15 protein-coding genes and 2 tRNA genes are annotated in these 16,848 nt (G+C 70.3%); 13 read left to right on the top strand and 4 right to left on the bottom strand.

Going from position 1 to position 16,848, the window contains the following annotated elements:
• Positions 1-33 precede the first annotated feature (33 nt).
• From JT362_RS35055 to JT362_RS35030, 6 genes are all read left to right on the top strand, one after another.
• Entirely contained in the window at positions 34-1,986 is a 1,953-nt protein-coding gene (locus JT362_RS35055; RefSeq protein WP_260196262.1) for an acetoacetate--CoA ligase, read from the top strand.
• 51 nt (positions 1,987-2,037) lie between these two features.
• A tRNA-Ser gene (locus tag JT362_RS35050) sits at positions 2,038-2,127 on the top strand.
• A gap of 30 nt (positions 2,128-2,157) precedes the next feature.
• Positions 2,158-2,230: transfer RNA gene (locus JT362_RS35045), tRNA-Arg, on the top strand.
• A 206-nt stretch (positions 2,231-2,436) separates the two neighbouring features.
• Positions 2,437-2,817 (top strand): hypothetical protein, encoded by a 381-nt coding sequence (locus JT362_RS35040; protein WP_260196261.1) that lies wholly within the window; start codon positions 2,437-2,439, stop codon positions 2,815-2,817.
• A 122-nt stretch (positions 2,818-2,939) separates the two neighbouring features.
• Entirely contained in the window at positions 2,940-3,746 is an 807-nt protein-coding gene (locus JT362_RS35035; RefSeq protein ID WP_260196260.1) for a TrmH family RNA methyltransferase, read from the top strand.
• 58 nt (positions 3,747-3,804) lie between these two features.
• Positions 3,805-4,614, top strand: a complete 810-nt coding sequence (locus tag JT362_RS35030) for a TrmH family RNA methyltransferase (RefSeq protein WP_260196259.1) — start codon at positions 3,805-3,807, stop codon at positions 4,612-4,614.
• Here JT362_RS35030 and mftR read toward each other — a convergent pair.
• Positions 4,605-5,249, bottom strand: coding sequence for a mycofactocin system transcriptional regulator MftR (gene mftR / locus JT362_RS35025; RefSeq protein ID WP_260196258.1), 645 nt, complete (start codon positions 5,247-5,249; stop codon positions 4,605-4,607). The two genes, JT362_RS35030 and mftR, sit on opposite strands and share 10 nt — an antisense overlap.
• Before the next feature lie 73 nt (positions 5,250-5,322).
• Between mftR and mftA the strand changes: the two genes are divergently transcribed.
• Genes mftA through mftD form a run of 6 tightly spaced genes read left to right on the top strand, consistent with a single transcriptional unit; the run spans position 5,323 to position 10,249 of the window.
• Positions 5,323-5,442 carry a mycofactocin precursor MftA gene (gene mftA / locus JT362_RS35020; protein ID WP_260196257.1) on the top strand — a complete coding sequence of 40 codons (120 nt, stop codon included), beginning with the start codon at positions 5,323-5,325 and terminating at the stop codon, positions 5,440-5,442.
• Positions 5,427-5,708 carry a mycofactocin biosynthesis chaperone MftB gene (gene mftB, locus JT362_RS35015; RefSeq protein ID WP_260196256.1) on the top strand — a complete coding sequence of 94 codons (282 nt, stop codon included), beginning with the start codon at positions 5,427-5,429 and terminating at the stop codon, positions 5,706-5,708. Before mftA ends, mftB begins: the two co-directional genes overlap by 16 nt.
• Positions 5,705-6,874 (top strand): mycofactocin radical SAM maturase, encoded by a 1,170-nt coding sequence (gene mftC, locus JT362_RS35010; protein ID WP_260196254.1) that lies wholly within the window; start codon positions 5,705-5,707, stop codon positions 6,872-6,874. The genes mftB and mftC overlap by 4 nt, the downstream gene beginning before the upstream one ends.
• A complete protein-coding gene (locus JT362_RS35005) occupies positions 6,871-7,635 on the top strand; it encodes a mycofactocin-coupled SDR family oxidoreductase (protein ID WP_260196253.1) in 765 nt (254 codons plus the stop codon). Before mftC ends, JT362_RS35005 begins: the two co-directional genes overlap by 4 nt.
• On the top strand, positions 7,632-9,071 hold the full coding sequence (gene mftF, locus JT362_RS35000; RefSeq protein WP_260196251.1) for a mycofactocin biosynthesis glycosyltransferase MftF: 1,440 nt from the start codon (positions 7,632-7,634) through the stop codon (positions 9,069-9,071). The genes JT362_RS35005 and mftF overlap by 4 nt, the downstream gene beginning before the upstream one ends.
• Positions 9,072-9,073: 2 nt before the next feature.
• The gene (gene mftD, locus JT362_RS34995) at positions 9,074-10,249 is read left to right on the top strand and encodes a pre-mycofactocin synthase MftD (protein ID WP_260196250.1); all 1,176 of its coding nucleotides are present in this window, start codon (positions 9,074-9,076) and stop codon (positions 10,247-10,249) included.
• 1 nt (position 10,250) lies between these two features.
• Here mftD and JT362_RS34990 read toward each other — a convergent pair whose 3' ends face one another.
• From JT362_RS34990 to JT362_RS34980, 3 genes are read right to left on the bottom strand one after another with little or no spacing between them, the layout of a single operon-like run.
• Positions 10,251-11,759 (bottom strand): AMP-binding protein, encoded by a 1,509-nt coding sequence (locus JT362_RS34990; protein ID WP_260196249.1) that lies wholly within the window; start codon positions 11,757-11,759, stop codon positions 10,251-10,253.
• A gap of 22 nt (positions 11,760-11,781) precedes the next feature.
• Positions 11,782-14,556, bottom strand: a complete 2,775-nt coding sequence (locus tag JT362_RS34985) for a condensation domain-containing protein (protein WP_260196248.1) — start codon at positions 14,554-14,556, stop codon at positions 11,782-11,784.
• 22 nt (positions 14,557-14,578) lie between these two features.
• Positions 14,579-16,255, bottom strand: a complete 1,677-nt coding sequence (locus JT362_RS34980; RefSeq protein ID WP_260196246.1) for a condensation domain-containing protein — start codon at positions 16,253-16,255, stop codon at positions 14,579-14,581.
• Between the two features lie 196 nt (positions 16,256-16,451).
• On the opposite strand from JT362_RS34980, the gene JT362_RS34975 reads away from it, so the two are divergent.
• Positions 16,452-16,700, top strand: a complete 249-nt coding sequence (locus JT362_RS34975; protein ID WP_260196245.1) for an acyl carrier protein — start codon at positions 16,452-16,454, stop codon at positions 16,698-16,700.
• The last annotated feature ends 148 nt before the right edge of the window (positions 16,701-16,848 follow it).

Genomic DNA, 16,848 nt, shown 5'->3' with positions numbered 1-16,848 from the left:
CCAGCGCCCGCGATATGGGATAGGAACGGGGGCATGACCTCCACTCCAGAGCTGTTGTGGCGCCCGGACCCGGCCCGCGTCGAGGCCAGCCGGATGGCCGAGTTCCGCCGGTGGCTGCGTGCCGAGCGAGGCGTGGAGGTAGAGGACTACCAGGCCCTCTGGGAGTGGTCGACCAGCGAGCTGGAGGCGTTCTGGTCCGCCGTGGCCGAGTTCCTGGACGTCCGCTTCCACACCCCGCCCGATCGCGTCCTGACCGACGAGCGGATGCCCGGCGCCGAGTGGTTCCCCGGCGCGACCCTGAACTACGCCGAACACGCCCTCCGCGAGGGTCCAGGCAGGTCGGACACGGACCTCGCCGTGATCTTCGACCGCGAGGACGGCGTCACCGAACACCTCACCTACGGCGACCTCCGCCGCCAGGTCGCCGCGATCCGCGCCGCCCTCATCGACCTGGGCGTCGGCAAAGGAGATCGTGTCGTAGCCCTGGCCCCCAACACCCCGCGGACCCTCGTCGCGTTCCTGGCCGCCGCCAGCCTGGGCGCGACCTGGTCGTCCTGTTCCCCCGACTTCGGCGTGCGGGCCGTCGCCGACCGCTTCACCCAGATCGAACCCGTGGTCCTGTTCGCCGTGGACGGCTACGTCTACAACGGCAGGTCGTTCGACGTCCGCCCCACGATCGAACGCCTCCGCGCCGAGATCCCCACCCTCCGCGCGACGGTCCTGATCGACTACCTGTCCGCCGAGGCCGACCTGCCGGACTCGACCCCGTGGGCGGAGCTGGTCACCCGAGAAGCCGACCTGTCCTTCGATCCGGTCCCCTTCGACCACCCCCTGTGGATCCTCTACTCCTCCGGAACCACAGGTCTCCCCAAAGGCATCGTCCAAGGTCACGGCGGCATCGTCCTGGAACATCTGAAGACCCTGGCCCTGCACTGCGACCTCGGCCCGGGCGACAGGTTCTTCTGGTTCACCACGACCGGCTGGATGATGTGGAACTTCCTCATCGGCGGCCTCCTGGTGGGCACCACGATCGTCCTGTACGACGGCAGCCCCGCCCACCCCGACCTGAACACCCTCTGGCACCTCGCGGACCGCAACGGAGTGACGTACTTCGGCACCTCCGCCCCCTACATCCAGTCGTGCCTCAAACAGGACCTCACCCCCGCCAAGACCCACGACCTGACCGCCCTCAGGGCGTTGGGATCCACCGGCGCCCCGTTGAGCCCGGAGGGCTTCACCTGGATATCCGACCAGGTAGGCCGAAACGTCCAGATCGCCTCCGTCTCCGGCGGCACCGACCTCTGCACGGCGTTCGTCGGAGCGTCCCCCGACGTCCCCGTCTGGCGAGGCGAACTGTCCTGCCGAATGCTCGGCGCCGCCGTCCAGGCCTACAACGACCAGGCCGACCCGGTAACCGACGAGGTAGGCGAGCTGGTCATCACCCGCCCCATGCCCTCCATGCCGGTGCACCTCTGGAACGACCCCGATGGTGAGCGTCTGCGAGACGCCTACTTCACCCCCTACCCCGACACCTGGCGCCACGGCGACTGGATCCGCATCACCCCGAGGGGGTCGGCGGTCATCTACGGCCGCAGCGACTCCACCCTCAACCGAGGCGGCGTCCGGATGGGTACGAGCGAGTTCTACCGCGTGGTCGAGTCCTTCCCCCAAGTGGAGGACTCCCTGGTAATCGACACGTCAGCGGGGGAGGAAGGCGAACTTCTCTGCTTCCTCGTCCTGGCCGAAGGTGTGACCCTGGACACCCTGGAGCCCGCCCTCCGCAAGGAGCTGCGCCAAGCGCTGTCGCCGCGCCACGTCCCCGACAGGTTCCTCCAGGTCACCGAGGTCCCCAGGACCCTGAACGGCAAGAAATGCGAGGTCCCGGTGAAGAAGATCCTCGCCGGCACCCCTCCCGAGCAGGCGGTCAGCCGGGACGCCCTGGCCAACCCCGGAAGCCTGGACGCGTTCGTCGACCTAACCCGTTGAGGGGCTCGGCAGGTGCTGTAGTAGGCTCTCGCTGAGCGGCCTGGGGCCCCGGGAGGCTTCGCCTAGTCTGGTCTATGGCGCCGCACTGCTAATGCGGTTGGGGGCAACCCCTCCCGGGTTCAAATCCCGGAGCCTCCGCCATTCGGCTCCGGCCGAGTGACAACTGAACATGCGCCCGTAGCTCAACGGATAGAGCATCTGACTACGGATCAGAAGGTTAGGGGTTCGAATCCCTTCGGGCGCGCTGTCTGGTTGAGACAGTAGTACCAGGTTGGGGCCTTGTTTCGGTTAACGCCGGGCAAGGCCCTTCCTGTTGCTTCGTCTCGGTACGCGGCTCGTAGGGTGCGGTGTGCCCGCAAGAGCGTAGACGGGTTCGCTCCCGATTCGCGGAGACGAACATAGAACCGCTCGATGTGTTCCGGCTCCGACTTCTCCAACCGGTGTGTGCCGATGCAACGCATCCGCCCGGCTCTGGAGCAGCTCGACACCCGGATCGGGTTGTCTAATGCGTTGGCGAGTCGGCGTCTGTACACCGACGGCGCCGAGGTGCGGTTCGACTATGCCCACACGATCGACGGTCCTGGCGCGCACAGAGCCGGCTCGGGGTTGCGCCGGGACTGGTCGCGCTGGCGAAGCCGATCGCGGCGTTCGGGTGGCCCCTGCGTGCTCGAGGCCGCGCGACGACGACTCGGTACCGCGACGATGAAGGACACGGTGAACACCGCCCTTCGGCTCGCGGCCGACGAGGCGGGCCGGCGCTCGAATGTGTCCGAAGCTCCGCACACCCTGGCGGCCTTCGGTGTCGCCGATCGAGCGCAGGCATGGCGCTGACCTGGCTGGTCGACACCGCTCGGTGGGTCGTGGAGCGTGGCACGGTCGAACGGTGAGGACGGTAAAGTCGCCGGGTGAGTGGTTCCAGGCCGGACATGATCAGTAGCACGGCGAATCCCCTGGTGAAACGGGTGCGCTTGCTCGCCGACCGCAAACACCGCAAGCGGGAGGGCGCGTTCTTCGTCGAGGGCGTTCGTTCGGTCTGGCAGGCGGTCGACGCGGGCGCGGAGATCGAGACCCTGATCGTGTCCACCGAACTGCTCGGCGACTCTCCTGCGCTCGGCGTCGTCGAAGACCTGGAAGGTCGCGGGGTCCGCGTCGCGCACCTGACCGCCGACCTGTTCCTGCGGCTGTCCGACCGGGACGGGCCGTCCGGGCTCGCCGCGATCGTGCGTAGCCGGCTGTTCGACCTGGCCGGCCTCGCCGTCCGGCCGGACGCGATCTTCGTCGCGCTCAACGAGATCGCGAACCCGGGCAATGTCGGCACGATCATCCGGACCGCGGACTCGATCAACGCGGCGGGCGTCATCCTGCTGGGTCAGACCACCGACCCGTTCGCGCCCGCCGCGGTCAAGGCGAGCATGGGCGCCTTGTTCACGGTGCCGATCGCCCACTCGGCCGACGCGGGGGAGTTCTTCGCGTGGGCTCGCGAGCGGGGGGTGAGCGTCGCCACCACCTCCGCTCGCGCCGAATCCGACCACTGGGCCACCGAGTACCCGATGCCGCTGGCCCTGTTGATGGGCAGCGAGGGCGACGGTCTTCCGGGGGACCTGATGGCTCGCGGGGACCTGCGGGTGCGCATCCCCATGGTCGGCGCGGTCAGTTCGCTCAATCTGGCCGTGGCGACGGGGATCCTGCTCTACGAGGTGCGGCGTCAGCAGGTCGGGCCGGACGTCACCCGGCATCGGGTCACGGCTGGTCCCGCGTGACGGACTCTACGATGGGTGCACCGACCCGACCCGGACGCCGACAGAACGGACTGCCTTGATGGATTTGCAGCAGATCGGCGTGCACCATCCCAAGATCAAGCAGCTCCGCTCGATCCAGAAGAACACCGCGCCCAATCCGAAGAAGCTCTTCATCGCCGAGGGATTGTGGGCGCACAATCTTCTGCTCAACACCGATACCCACATCGACTCGTTCTTCTGGTGTCCGGAAGCGGCCTACGGGAATGAGGCCGTCAAGCGGTCCGAGGAAATCGCCGCCCGGGCGGGACGCGCCTACCAGATCTCCGACAAGACGCTCGCGCGGATCAGCGAACGCGACCGGCCGGACGGGCTCATCTCGATCGCCCAACTACCCCTGTGGGACCCGATCGACGTCCGGTTCGACCGCAGTGCTTTGGTGATGGTCGCCGACGGGATGGAGATTCCGGGGAATCTCGGCACGCTCGTGCGCACGCTGGACGCGTGCAACGCGGACTGTCTGGTCCTGACCAACCGGCGGACGAGACTGACCCATCCGAAGGTGTTCCGCGCGAGCCAGGGCATGATCCTCACCATGCCCGTCGTCGAGTTCGACCAGCCGGAGGACGCCGTCGCCTGGCTGCAGCGGAACTCGTTCGACGTCTATCTCGCCGACGCCAACAACGCCAAGAACTACCGGAACTACCGCTACGCGGACCGCCGCACGGCTTTTGTACTGGGCTCGGAGCGGTACGGCATTCCCAAGCCGTGGTACGAGGCCGGTTGTGAGTCCGTCTCCGTTCCCATGCTGGGGTCCGCGGATTCGCTGAATGTCTCGATCTCGGCCGCGGTGCTGCTCTTCGAGGCCCGAGCCCAGAAGGATCACTGGTAGCGCGCCGGACGCGGCTCCTCGATGAGGCTGGTACTGGCGAACCCGGCCGCGAGAGCCCGGAGCGCGGCGTCCAGGTACACGGTCAGGTCACCGTCGGCACGGGCGGACCAGCGTTCGTAGGCCGCACGGCAGGCGGCGAGGGTGGCGCGGCCCGCGGCGAGCGGGTACAGGGAGTCCGCGGGCAGCCCGCAGCGACGGCCGACGAACTCGGCGATCGCGCCTTCCCAGGCGTCGTAGTGGACCGTGGCGCTCGCGGCCAGTTCGGGCACCGTGCTGATCAGGTGCATCCGCATACGCAGTTCCGGTACGTCCTCGGCGCGATAGTGGTTGGCCGCGATCACCGCCTCTCGGACCGCGTCCATCAGGGGCAGGTCGTCCGGCACGCCGTCGAGCGTCGCGCGGATCGTGGCCACCTCGGTGTCGAACTCGCTCCAGAGGACCTGTGCCTTCCCGTCGTAGTACCGGAAGAACGTCCGGCGGCTGACCCCGGCCTCGGCGGCGATCCGGTCGATCGTCGTCTCGTGGAAGCCCTGCTCGGTGAACAGCCGTAGCGCGATCAGCTCCAGCTCGCGCGCGCTGGTGCCACGCGGACGGCCGCGGGGGCGGTCGCCGGGTGCGGGGCTTGTCTTCGGCACCAGGGTGACGTTAACGTACGTCAAGATTCGTCACATGGTGTCGAAAACCTGGCCCCCGGCGGAGGAGTCGTAGATGGCGGACATCCGGGCACAGACGATCGACCAACCGACCGTCGAGTCGGACGAAGCCGTTCTCGTCGAGGAGTTGCTGGTCGAAGAGGTCTCCATCGACGGCATGTGCGGTGTCTACTGACTGACGTTCTGGACGCGGCCTGGTACGTGCCGGAACAGGTGTCGATCCGGCCGGAGCGGTTCGGCGCTCTGCTGTACCACTTCGGCACCCGCCGCCTGTCGTTCCTGAAGACTCGTGCCCTGTTCGACGTCGTGCGGACGCTCGCCGACCATCCGACCGCCCGCGACGCCTGCGCACAGGCCGGCGTGCCGGCGGCCGACCTGCCGTCCTACCGCGCGGCACTGCGCAGCCTCGCCGCGTCCGACATGATCAGGGAGCGGGGATGACCGCACAGCCGCTGGTGGAACAGTTCCAGTACGGGCTGGACGCGCCGATCTGCCTGACCTGGGAACTGACCTACGCCTGCAACCTGTCCTGTGTGCACTGCCTGTCCAGCTCGGGCCGCCGCGATCCCCGCGAACTGTCCACAGCGGAATGCAAGGCGGTCGTCGACGAACTCGAACGCATGCAGGTGTTCTACGTGAACATCGGCGGCGGTGAACCGACCGTGCGGCCGGACTTCTGGGAACTGGTCGACTACGCGACCGCACACCATGTCGGTATCAAGTTCTCCACCAACGGCGTCCGGATCACGCCCGAGATCGCGCGGCGACTGGCGGGCAGTGACTACGTGGACGTGCAGATCTCCCTCGACGGCGCCACGCCCGAGGTCAACGACGCCGTCCGCGGCCCAGGCTCCTACCGAACGGCCCTGCGGGCCATGGACAACCTCGCGGGCGCCGGCTGCACGGGGTTCAAGGTGTCCGTCGTGGTCACTCGCCAGAACGTCGACCAACTCGACGACTTCAAGGCGATCGCCGACCGGTACGGTGCCCAGCTGCGGCTGACCCGGCTGCGTCCGTCCGGGCGGGGCGCGGACGTGTGGGACGAGTTGCACCCCACCGCCACCCAGCAACGGACCTTGTACGAGTGGTTGCTCAGGCACGGCGAAAGCGTGCTCACCGGCGACTCGTTCTTCCACCTCGCCGCGTACGGCGACGCCCTGCCCGGGCTGAACCTGTGCGGCGCCGGACGAGTCGTGTGCCTGATCGACCCGGTGGGCGACGTCTACGCCTGCCCGTTCGCCATCCACGACAACTTTCTCGCCGGCAACGTCCGCGCCGAGGGCGGGTTCACCCGCGTATGGCGCGAGTCCGAACTGTTCACCGACCTGCGGCGGCCGCAGACCGGTGGCGCCTGCGCGTCCTGCAGCGCGTTCGACAGCTGCCGAGGCGGCTGTATGGCCGCCAAGTTCTTCACCGGCCTCCCGCTCGACGGCCCCGACCCGGAATGCGTCAAGGGCCACGGCGAAACCGCGCTGTCCACAGTGGAAAGCAAGCCGAGACCGGCCCTGGATCACTCGCACCGGCGTGGACCCGTGCCGGTGACGATCGGCATGCGGCGGCCGGACCGGACATGCGACGAAAGCCCGGTCGCCGGGTTCACGCCGTGACCAGGGTCGCGCTGGTCACCGGGGCGGCCCGCGGGATCGGCGCGGCGACCGTGCGCGCGCTGATCGCGCAGGGCTGGGAGGTGCTCGCGGTCGACCGGGCCAAGGACGACCCCGCGCTCCCGTACCCGCTGGGCACCGAGTCCGAGCTGTCCACCGTGGCCACCCACACCTTTGTCGCCGACGTCCGGGATCCCGGTGCGCTCGCGGCGGCCGTCGCCGAAGCCGAGTCCCGGTGGGGTGGGCTGGACGCGGCCATCGCGGCGGCCGGGGTGATCGCCGGTGGCGTGCCGACGTGGGAGGTGACGCCCGAACAGGAACAGGCCGTGCTGGACGTGAACCTCGGCGGCGTGCTCAACCTGGCCAGGGTGGCCGTGCCGGCGCTGCTGCGTCGCCCGGAACCGCGCTCCGGGCGGTTTCTCGCGGTCGCCTCGGCGGCGGCCACCCGCGGGCTGCCGATGCTCGCCGCCTACTGCGCCGCGAAGGCCGGCGTCACCGGACTCGTCCGCGCCCTGGCCGCCGAGCTGGGCGACACCGGCGTCACCGCGAACGCCGTCAGTCCCGGCTCCACCGACACCCCGATCCTCGCTGAGAGCGCCCGGCTCTACGACCTCGCCGGACCGGCGGACTTCGCCGCGCAGCAACCGGTTCGCCGCCTGCTCGCGCCCGCCGAGGTCGCCGACGTGCTCGCGTTCCTGGCGGGCCGGGGAAGCAGCGGCATGACCGGCGCGGTCGTGCCCGTCGACGGCGGGATGGCACTGTGACCCCCCCGACCGCCCCCCTTCCCGTCGGTTTCCGGGTCGTCCTCGACGACGCCACCCGGCGGCTCACCGAGGACAGCTGGTTCGGCGGCTCACCGGCCAGGATCGTCCGCATGACCCCGGCCGGGCGGGCGGCGTGGGCCGAACTGTCGGCCGGTCCGGTGGCCTCGACCGCCGCCGGGGTGCTGGCGCGCCGGCTCACCGATGTCGGACTCGCGCACCCGCGGCCCCCCGAAGCCGCCGAGGCCCCGGACGTGACGGTCGTGATCCCCGTGTACGGCCGGGTCGACAAGCTGCACCGCTGTCTCAGCGCCGTCGCGGAGGAGGGGTACCCGGTCGTCCTCGTCGACGACGGCTCCCCGGACGCGGACGAGGTCGCGCGGGCCGCGCGCCGGTTCGGGGCCCGGCTGGTCGTGCGGTCGGTCAACGGCGGGCCGGCCGCCGCCCGCAACACCGGCGTCGCGGCCTCCGACACGGAGTTGGTGGCCTTCGTGGACAGCGACTGCGTGCCCCCGCCCGGCTGGATCTCCCTGCTGGCGCGGCACTTCGCCGACCCACTCGTCGGAGCCGTCGCCCCGCGCATCGTGCCCGTCGCGCCGGACGACTGGGTCGGCCGCTACGCCACGACCACGTTCGGCCTCGACCTGGGCGCCACGCCCGCCGCCATCGCCCCCAACACCCGCGTGTCGTGGGCGCCGACGGCCGCGCTCCTCCTGCGCCGCACCGCGCTCGACTCCATCGCGCGGGACGGTGTCCTGCTCGACCCGTCGTTCGCGGTAGCGGGCGAGGACGTCGACCTGGTGTGGCGGCTGCACGACGCGGGCTGGCGGCTGCGCTACGACCCCACTGTCCACGTGCGACACCTGGAACCCGAGACCTGGCAAGGCCTGCTGTACCGGCGGTTCCGCTACGGCACCTCCGCCGCTCCGCTCGCGGTGCGGCACCCCGGCCAGGTGCCGCCGCTCGTGCTGTTCCCGTGGCCGACGCTCACCGTGGGCGCCGCGCTCGCCGCCCGTCCCCTCCTCGCGGCCGCCGCCTACGCCGGGTCCGTCCTCGCCACCCGGCGCGCGGTGCGGCGAACGAGCCGGCCGGATCCCGGCGTCGCCCGGATCATGCTCGACGCCGCGTACCAGACGTGGCTGGGCGTCGGCCGCTACGGCGTCCAGTACGCCCTGCCCGCGGTCGCGGCCGCGGCCGTCCCCGGCGGACGCAGGCGGTGGCGCCGCCGCGCCGCCATCGCGTCCCTCGTGGTCGGGCCGCCGCTCGCCGAATGGGCCCGCGGTCGCCGGACGCTCGGCCCGGTGCGGTTCACCCTCGGTCGCCTCGCCGACGACGTCGTCTATGGCGCCGGTGTCTGGGCCGGGAGCGTCACCCACCGCACGGCCAGGGCGCTGCTCCCGCATCTCCGCCGCCCGCTACGAGACAGGACGACTACCTGAACATGGCCAATTCCTGGTTCGAGTCCGTCGCCGAGGCGCAGCGGCGTGCCCGCAAGCGCTTGCCCAGGTCCGTCTACGGTGCGCTGATCGCCGGCTCGGAAAAGGGCGTCACGCTGCGCGACAACCAGGCCGCGTTCGACGAACTGGGGTTCCTGCCGCGGACCGCCGGCCTGCCGGCCAAGCGCGAGCTCGCAACCACGGTCATGGGCCAGCACGTCGAGCTGCCGGTGCTGATCTCGCCGGTCGGGGTGCAGGCGGTCTGCCCCGACGGCGAGGTCGCGGTCGCCAGGGCCGCCGCGTCCCGGGGCACCGCGATGGGGTTGTCCTCGTTCGCCAGCAAGCCGGTCGAGGAGGTCGTGGCCGCCAACCCCAGGACCTTCTTCCAGACCTACTGGTGCGGCACCCGCGAGGAGATGACCGGGCGGCTCGACCGTGCCCGCGCCGCCGGCGCGGTCGGCGTGATCGCCACCCTCGACTGGTCGTTCAACCACAGCCGCGACTGGGGCAGCCCGCACATCCCGGAGCGCCTCACCCTGCGCGAAGCGCTCCGGTTCGCTCCCCAGGCCCTCGCGCGTCCCCGCTGGCTGTCGGCCTACCTGCGGACCGGACACGTGCCCGACCTGACGGTGCCGAACATGGCCGTCGGGGACGCCCCGGCGCCGCTCTTCTTCGGCGCGTACGGCCAGTGGATGCGGACCCCGCCACCCAGCTGGGACGATCTGCGGTGGCTGCGCGAACAGTGGGACGGACCGTTCATGCTCAAGGGTGTCTACCACCCCGACGAGGCCCGCCGCGCCGTCGACGCCGGCGTCGACGCCATCTCCGTGTCCAACCACGGCGGCAACAACCTCGACGGCACCCCCGCCACCATCCGCGCCCTCCCCGCCGTCGCCGACGCCGTCGGCGACCAGGTCGAGGTCCTCCTCGACGGCGGGATTCGGCGCGGCAGCGACGTGGTCAAGGCCCTCGCGCTCGGTGCCCGGGCCGTCATGATCGGCCGCGCCTATCTCTGGGGCATGGCGGCCGGCGGCCAGGCCGGTGTCGAGAACGTCCTCGACATCCTCCGGGCCGGCATCGACTCCACCCTCCTCGCCCTCGGCCACAGCTCCATCCACGACCTCGGCCCCGACGACGTCCTCGTCCCGCCGAACTTCCGGATTCCGGCAGCGGGCAAGTAGGTCACAGTGCCCGGCAGGCTTGGCGGTCGATCTTGCCGTTGGCGTTGAGCGGCAGGGCGTCCACGTGCACGAACCGTGCGGGAACCATGTGGACCGGCAGGTTCGGAAGTAGCCGGTTGCGCAGTTCGGCCGTCTCGACGGCGGTGCCGGTGTAGACCGCGGTGAGCTGATGGTCGCCGGTGGGGCCGGGGACGGCGACCACGGCGACGTCCCCGACACCGGCCCACCGCCGTAGCGCGGCTTCCACATCGCCGAGTTCGAGGCGCCGGCCCATGATCTTGACCTGTTCGTCGAGGCGTCCCAGGTGGACGAGATCGCCGTCGACGTCGGTAACCCGATCGCCGGTGCGGTACCACGCGGCTTCGTCCACCGAGCCGGTGTCGCCGGCAGCGGGGTCGGTCGTCGTGGGGTCCCAGAAGCGGCCGGCGTTGTCGGCGTGGTCCAGGTATCCGTCGAACCGCTGTGGCCCGCGGACCTGGAGCTCACCGGTCTGTGGGTCGATGCGGTGCTCGAGGTGCGGATACACGGGGCCGATCGGCACCGTCGCGTTCTCGGTCCTCGGCCACGCGGCTCGATCGGCCGGCAGTTGGTAGGCCGTGACGGTGATGGTGAGTTCGGTCGGCCCGTACAGGTTCTCGATCGTGCTGTGCGGCGCGGCGTCCGACCACACCCGCGCCTGTTCCAGCGTCAGTTGCTCCCCGGCGAACAGGCTGCGGCGCAGGGTGGGCAGGCTGCCCGGTTCCAGCGACCCGGCGTCGTGCACCCACGAGACGATCGAGGGCACCGAGTACCAGTGCGTGATGGCGTGCTCGTTGACGAACCCGACCGGGTCGATCAACTCGGCGCGCGACGGCACCACCAGGGTGGCGCCGCTTGCCCAGGCGACGGCCATGTCGAACACCGACGGGTCGAAGGTCAGCCCGAACGTCTGGGACAGGCGGCAGCCGGGACCGACGCCGTACCGGTCCACCTGGTACCGGATGAACGTGTCGAGATTGCGGTGCCGGATCGGCACCCCCTTCGGCACGCCGGTGGATCCCGAGGTGAACAGGATGTAGGCGATGTCCTGCGGGTCGTCCGAGTCCTCGACCGGGTCGGCCACGGGCGACTGGGACACCTGCTTGGCGTCCTGGCTGTCGATCTCGATGACCGGCAGGTCGAGGCCGCCGAGGAACTCGAGGTCGCGGCCCTCGTCGACGATCAGGGCGTCGAGCTCGGCGATCTCGACGACCTGGCGGTTGCGCTCGGCCGGGTAGTCGACGTTCATCGGCACCACCGCGTCGCCGCCGCGCACCACGCCGAGGTAGCCCCCGTAGGCGCCCACACTGTGCGCGGCCAGCAGCCCCACCCGGGCGGGGCGTCGACGCGTGGCGTCGGCGACGATCGCGGCCACGCTGCGCGCGACCCGGTCGAGCTCCAGGTAGGTCCACTGCTCCCCGGCCACGACCAGCGCGACCTCGTCAGGGAACCGGTCGGCGGTGGCGGTGAACCAGGAATGGAGTGTGTTCACTGGGGTGAGGTCCTCCGTGTGCTCATCGCGGGGGTCGGGTCAGGGCGTCGGCGATGATCGGGCCGGTGTGGCGGACGGTCGGTGTGTCCATGACGTCGGCGTGCGGGCAGGTCAGCCGGTGTGTCGTGGCGCCGCCGGTGGAGAGGTCTGCCCACGTGGTCCCGGCTCGGTGGCGTAGCGGCCCGGTCTCGTCGGTCTCGAAACTGATGGTGTGGCCGGTGAAGTGACGGGACTGGTGCGCGGTCATCAGGCGGAGGTTGTGGGTGGCCGTGCTCAGCAGTTCGTCGAACAGGGACTCGGTCAGCTCACCGGTTTCGCTGCCGACGGATCCGTGGATCGACGCGGTGATCGCTTCCAGGTCCTCCGGTGAGATGGGTTCGTCGGTACGGTCCGTTCTCGGCACCGCCGGGACGGCGTCGAGGAGGACGAGCTTGTGCACCGCGCGTCCGGATTCCTGCGCCAGTACCGCGATCTCCTGCGCGACGACCCCGCCGAAGCTCCATCCGACCAGGGACAACGGCCTGTCGGTTCGGTCGGCGATGAGGTCGAGGTAGCTCTCGGCCACCTGCCGTAGCGTCGCCGGCCGGTCCGCGTCGGAGGTCGGCCGTGTCGCCTGCAGGCCGTGGACCGGACGGCCCTTCGGGACGAAGGGCAGGAACCGCGCGTAGGCCCAGCTGAGACCGCCGATCGGCGGCAGGAAGAAGACCGGGTCGAGGTCGCCGCCCGCGCGCAGCGGGAGCAGTGGCGCCAGCGAGTCGGGCATCGCGCTCCCGAGGCGATCGGCGATGTCGGCCACCGTCGGCGACTCGAACAGCCACTGGATCGCGACGTCCAGCCCCAGCACCGCCCGCACCCGCGACGCCAGGCGGCCGAGCAACAGCGAGGACCCGCCGAGGTCGAAGAAGTTGTCGTCGACGCCGACCGTCTCCTCGCCGAGGACCTCGGCGAAGAGCTGAGCGAGGATCTCCTCGCGGGAGTTCTTCGGCGCCCGGCCAGGAGCCGGCGACTCCGGCGCCGGCCCACTCGGGACCGGCTCGTCCGCACCGGACCGCGGTGCGGACCCACGGTCGACGAGCCGGCGGACCGGAATCCGGCGTTCATTCCGGACGCTCGGCGCATCGCCGTGGGAACGCGCCGGCGCGTCGGGCACCGTGCTCCCGAGACGTTCGGCGAGTCCGGCCACCGTCGGCGACTCGAACAATGTTTTGATCTTGAATTCCAGCCCCAGCGCCGCCCGCACCCGGGACACCAGGCGCAGGATCAGCAGGGAGTGCCCGCCGAGGTCGAAGAAGTTGTCGTCGACGCCGACCGTCTCCCGGTCGAGGACCTCGGCGAAGAGCTGGGCAAGGATCTTCTCCCGGGAGTTCTTCGGTTCCCGGCCAGGGACCGGCGACTCCGGCGCCGGCCCACCCGGAACCGCGTCGTCCTCGTCGCGCCGGGGTGCGGGGGCGTCCCCACGGTCGACCAGACGCCGGACCCGTTGCTCCCCGCCGGACCCGGCGGTGCCGGCCGGCAGCAGGCTCGCCAGCTCGACATCCGGGTGGGTGATGGCCGACTCCGCGAGAGACCGGTAGATCTCGACGAAGGACGCGATCGTCGACCGGTCGAACAGTGCGGTACGGAACGCGACATCGGTCTCGAAACCGCGCTCGCCCCAGACGACCGACACGCCGAGATCGAACTTGGTCGTACTGGTGTCGGTCTCGAGGTGCGTCACCCCGAGGCCGTGCCACCTGGCCGTTCCCGACGCCTCGTACTCCACGCCGAGAACGGTGTCGAACAGGTCGGGACGCATCCCGTGTTCCGAGGTCGCGAGGGCGGAGACCAGATGGGCGTACGGGTATCCCTGGTTCTCGTAGGCGTCCAGCAGGGCACCCCGTACCCGGCGCAGCAGATCCCGGAACGTGCGGTCGCCGGACGAGTCGACCCGAAGCGGCATCATGTTGACGAAGTAGCCGACCGTGTCGCGCATGGTGTCGGGGCGGTTGGAGACCGGGCTGCCCACGACGATGTCCCGCTGGCCGGTCAGGTACGCGACCGCCAGATGATGCAGCGCATGAGCGAACATGAACGGCGTGAGCCGCTCCTGCGCGAGTAGCGAGCGGACCGCCTCGAACTCCCGCTGACCGATCGTGAACCGCGCGTCGCCACCCGCCACCGACGAACCCAACGACCGCGGCCGGTCGGTCGGCAGCGTGAGTTGCGGGGCACCGGCAAGGGTCGCGCGCCAGAAGTCCAGCTGCTCGCGACTCTCCTCCTGATCCAGCCAGGCCCGCTCGTCGATCGCGAACCGGGTGTACTCGCCGGTCGGCTCCTTCTCCGCCGCCCTGGCTCCACCCACCTCGTCGGCATAGAACTCGGCCAGCTCGTCCACCACGATCTCGAGCGAGCCGCCGTCGAAGACGATGTGGTGTGTGGCCAGCACCAACACCTGCTCCCGCTCGCCGCACCTGAGCAAGGTCGCCCGGAACAACGGAGCCGCCGCCAGGTCGAACCCCCGACCGGTCTCCCGCGTCAACCGTTGCCGGATCCCCGACTCACCGCCGGCCACGTCCTCGACGATCAACGGCACCCGCACATCGTCGTGTACGACCTGGAACACCTGGTCGTCCTGCTCGACGAACGACGTCCGCAAAGCCCCGTGCCGAGCTACGAGCCGATCCAGCGCCCGCTCGAGCGCGGCCACGTCCAGCACGCCGACCATCCGGAACGGAAACGTCATCAGGTACTGGGACGTGTCCGGCGTCACCTGCTCGATGAACCACAGCGCTTCCTGGCCGACCGAAACAGGCGCCATCACCAAATCGGACATATCACCTTCACCGAGTCGTTGGCAGCTGCGCGCAGAAGTCGCGCAGCTCAGGGTGGTCGAACAGCAGCCGCATCGTCGCGGGCGCGACCTTGCGGCGCACCAGCGCCACGGCCCGGCTCGCCACCATCGAGTGGCCGCCGAGTTGGAAGAAGTTGTCGGACGGCGCCGTGACCGGGATGTCCAGGATCTCGGACCAGATCGCGGCCACGGCTTCCTCGACCGGTGACAGCACCGCATCGTCAGCCGCGGGGTTGTCGGACGTGCCCGCGGCGGGGGGCTCCACACCGGACGTCACCGAATTCGGCGCCCCGGCGGCCGAGGGCGGGTAGGCGTTCGGGACGAGGCGGGCCAGCACGTCGGTCAGCTTGAGCGAATCGATCGGGGCGTCGGGATCGCGTAGTAGCGCGGCCAGGATCTCCCGATAGGCGTCCCGGTAGCCCGCCGCGGTCTCGCGCGAGTACGAGCGCAGCGCGAACTCCCAGTCGAGGGCGACCACCTCGCCCATGACGTGGCACAACACGATGAGTTCGAACGGGCCCTCGACCCGGTAGGCGGGAATTTCGTAGTCCCGCTTCGCGCCGGCGTCACGGCCGCTGCTCGCGGCCGCGACGAACATGGTGCGGACGAGATCGTCGCCCTGGCCGCGCCCGGAGCCGTGGAGTTCGGCGATCACGCGGCTGTAGGGCAGATCCTGGTAGTCGAGCGCGTCCATCACGTCGAGGGACACGTCGTCGAGCACGGCCGCGAAGGAGGCGGCCCGGTCGATGGCCGACTTGATCACGACTGTGTTCGCGAGCATCCCGACGGTGGCCGCGAACCGCCGCGGCCGTCCGCTCGTCACGGTGCCCAGCGCCACCTCGTCCTCGCTCGTCCCGATGGCGATCATGACCTGCATCGCGCACAGGAGAACGGCGAACGGAGTGGTCCGCGCCCGGCGGGCGTGCTCGAGCACCGCGGCCGCGAGCTCGGGTTCGAGGACGGTCGACACGGCGTCGGTCCGCAGCGAGTTCGCCGTCGGCCGGCTGTCGCGATCGCGCGGCAGCGCACTGCCGCGGACGCCGGTGAGCCGGTCGCGCCAGTAGTCGAGTTCCTCGCGGAGGTTCGGCCCGGAGAGCGCGGCGAGCTGCTGCCGGACCACCTCGGTGTAGCCGGGGGGAGCCGGCGGCAGGTCCGGGGGCGTGTCCTCGCGCGCCGCCCGGTAGAACGCCGCGTACTCCTTCAGCAGGCACGCTATCGACGTGCCGTCACACACGATGTGATGGACGACGAGCAGGACCGACGTACGCGCGTCGGTGACCCGGATGGCGGTGAGCCTGACCGGTAGGTCCGTCGCCAGGTCGAACGGGGCGTTGGCCTCGTCGTAGAGGGTGGCGGCAAGCCGGTCCGCACGCTCGGTCTCCGGCACGCCGCGAAGGTCGGTGACCTTGACCGGCATCGGCAGCGGGTCGGGCGACACGACCTGGACGACACCGGATTCGGTCTCCCGGAACGTCGTGCGGAGCGCCTCGTGTCGTCGCACGGTCTCGTCGAGGGCGAACTGGACGGCGGCGGGGTCGAATTCGCCGTCGAAGTGGATGACCTCGGGGATGTTGTACGCCGGGCTGGTCGGGTTCAGCTTCCAGAACACCCACAAACCCTCTTGCAGCGGCCCGATGGGGAGCGTCCCGGTCGTGTCGCCTGTCATGTCCGCCCTTCGTCGCGCCGGTGCCGCCTGCGGGGCCCAAACTACGCCACATCCGGCCGTGGGTGGGCGCGTTGACACAGCTGGATGATCTCGAGGACCGACAGGGGGACCGCCCTGGCCTACGGCTACATTCGTCGTCACTGAGCCCGACCGGTGAGCGCCGGTGGCAGACGCGACACGCAGGAGGTTGCCGACGATGGCGGTGCAGGAGGAAGAGGTCGCCCGGATCTGGGCCGACGTGATCGGGGTCGACGTCTCCGAGATCGACACGGACGAGACCTTCTTCGATCTCGGGGGGAATTCGCTCCTACTGATCAAGCTGGTCGACGAACTCAATGCTGCCCTGGGCATCGAGACGGACATCGTCATGCTGTTGGAGTTCGCGACGATCGAGGAGTTCGTTTCGCACTGCAATTCTGAACTGGACGGTGCGGAGTCGGCTTGATCACATGCTCGCGTTAGGTGGAGGTATGGGGGACGCGTCCATGTCGTTGGTTTCGCGGTTCGGGGTGCGGGTCGGGTCGACGCCGGATGCGGTCGCGATCGAGGATTCGGGTCGGTTTGTCACCTACGGTCAGCTCGATCGGTGGTCG

This window comes from Actinophytocola gossypii (assembly GCF_025165815.1).
Classification (GTDB): domain Bacteria; phylum Actinomycetota; class Actinomycetes; order Mycobacteriales; family Pseudonocardiaceae; genus Actinophytocola; species Actinophytocola gossypii.
The sequence above is the reverse complement of the archived record's forward strand: the minus strand, read 5'-3'. Positions and strand labels throughout refer to the sequence as shown.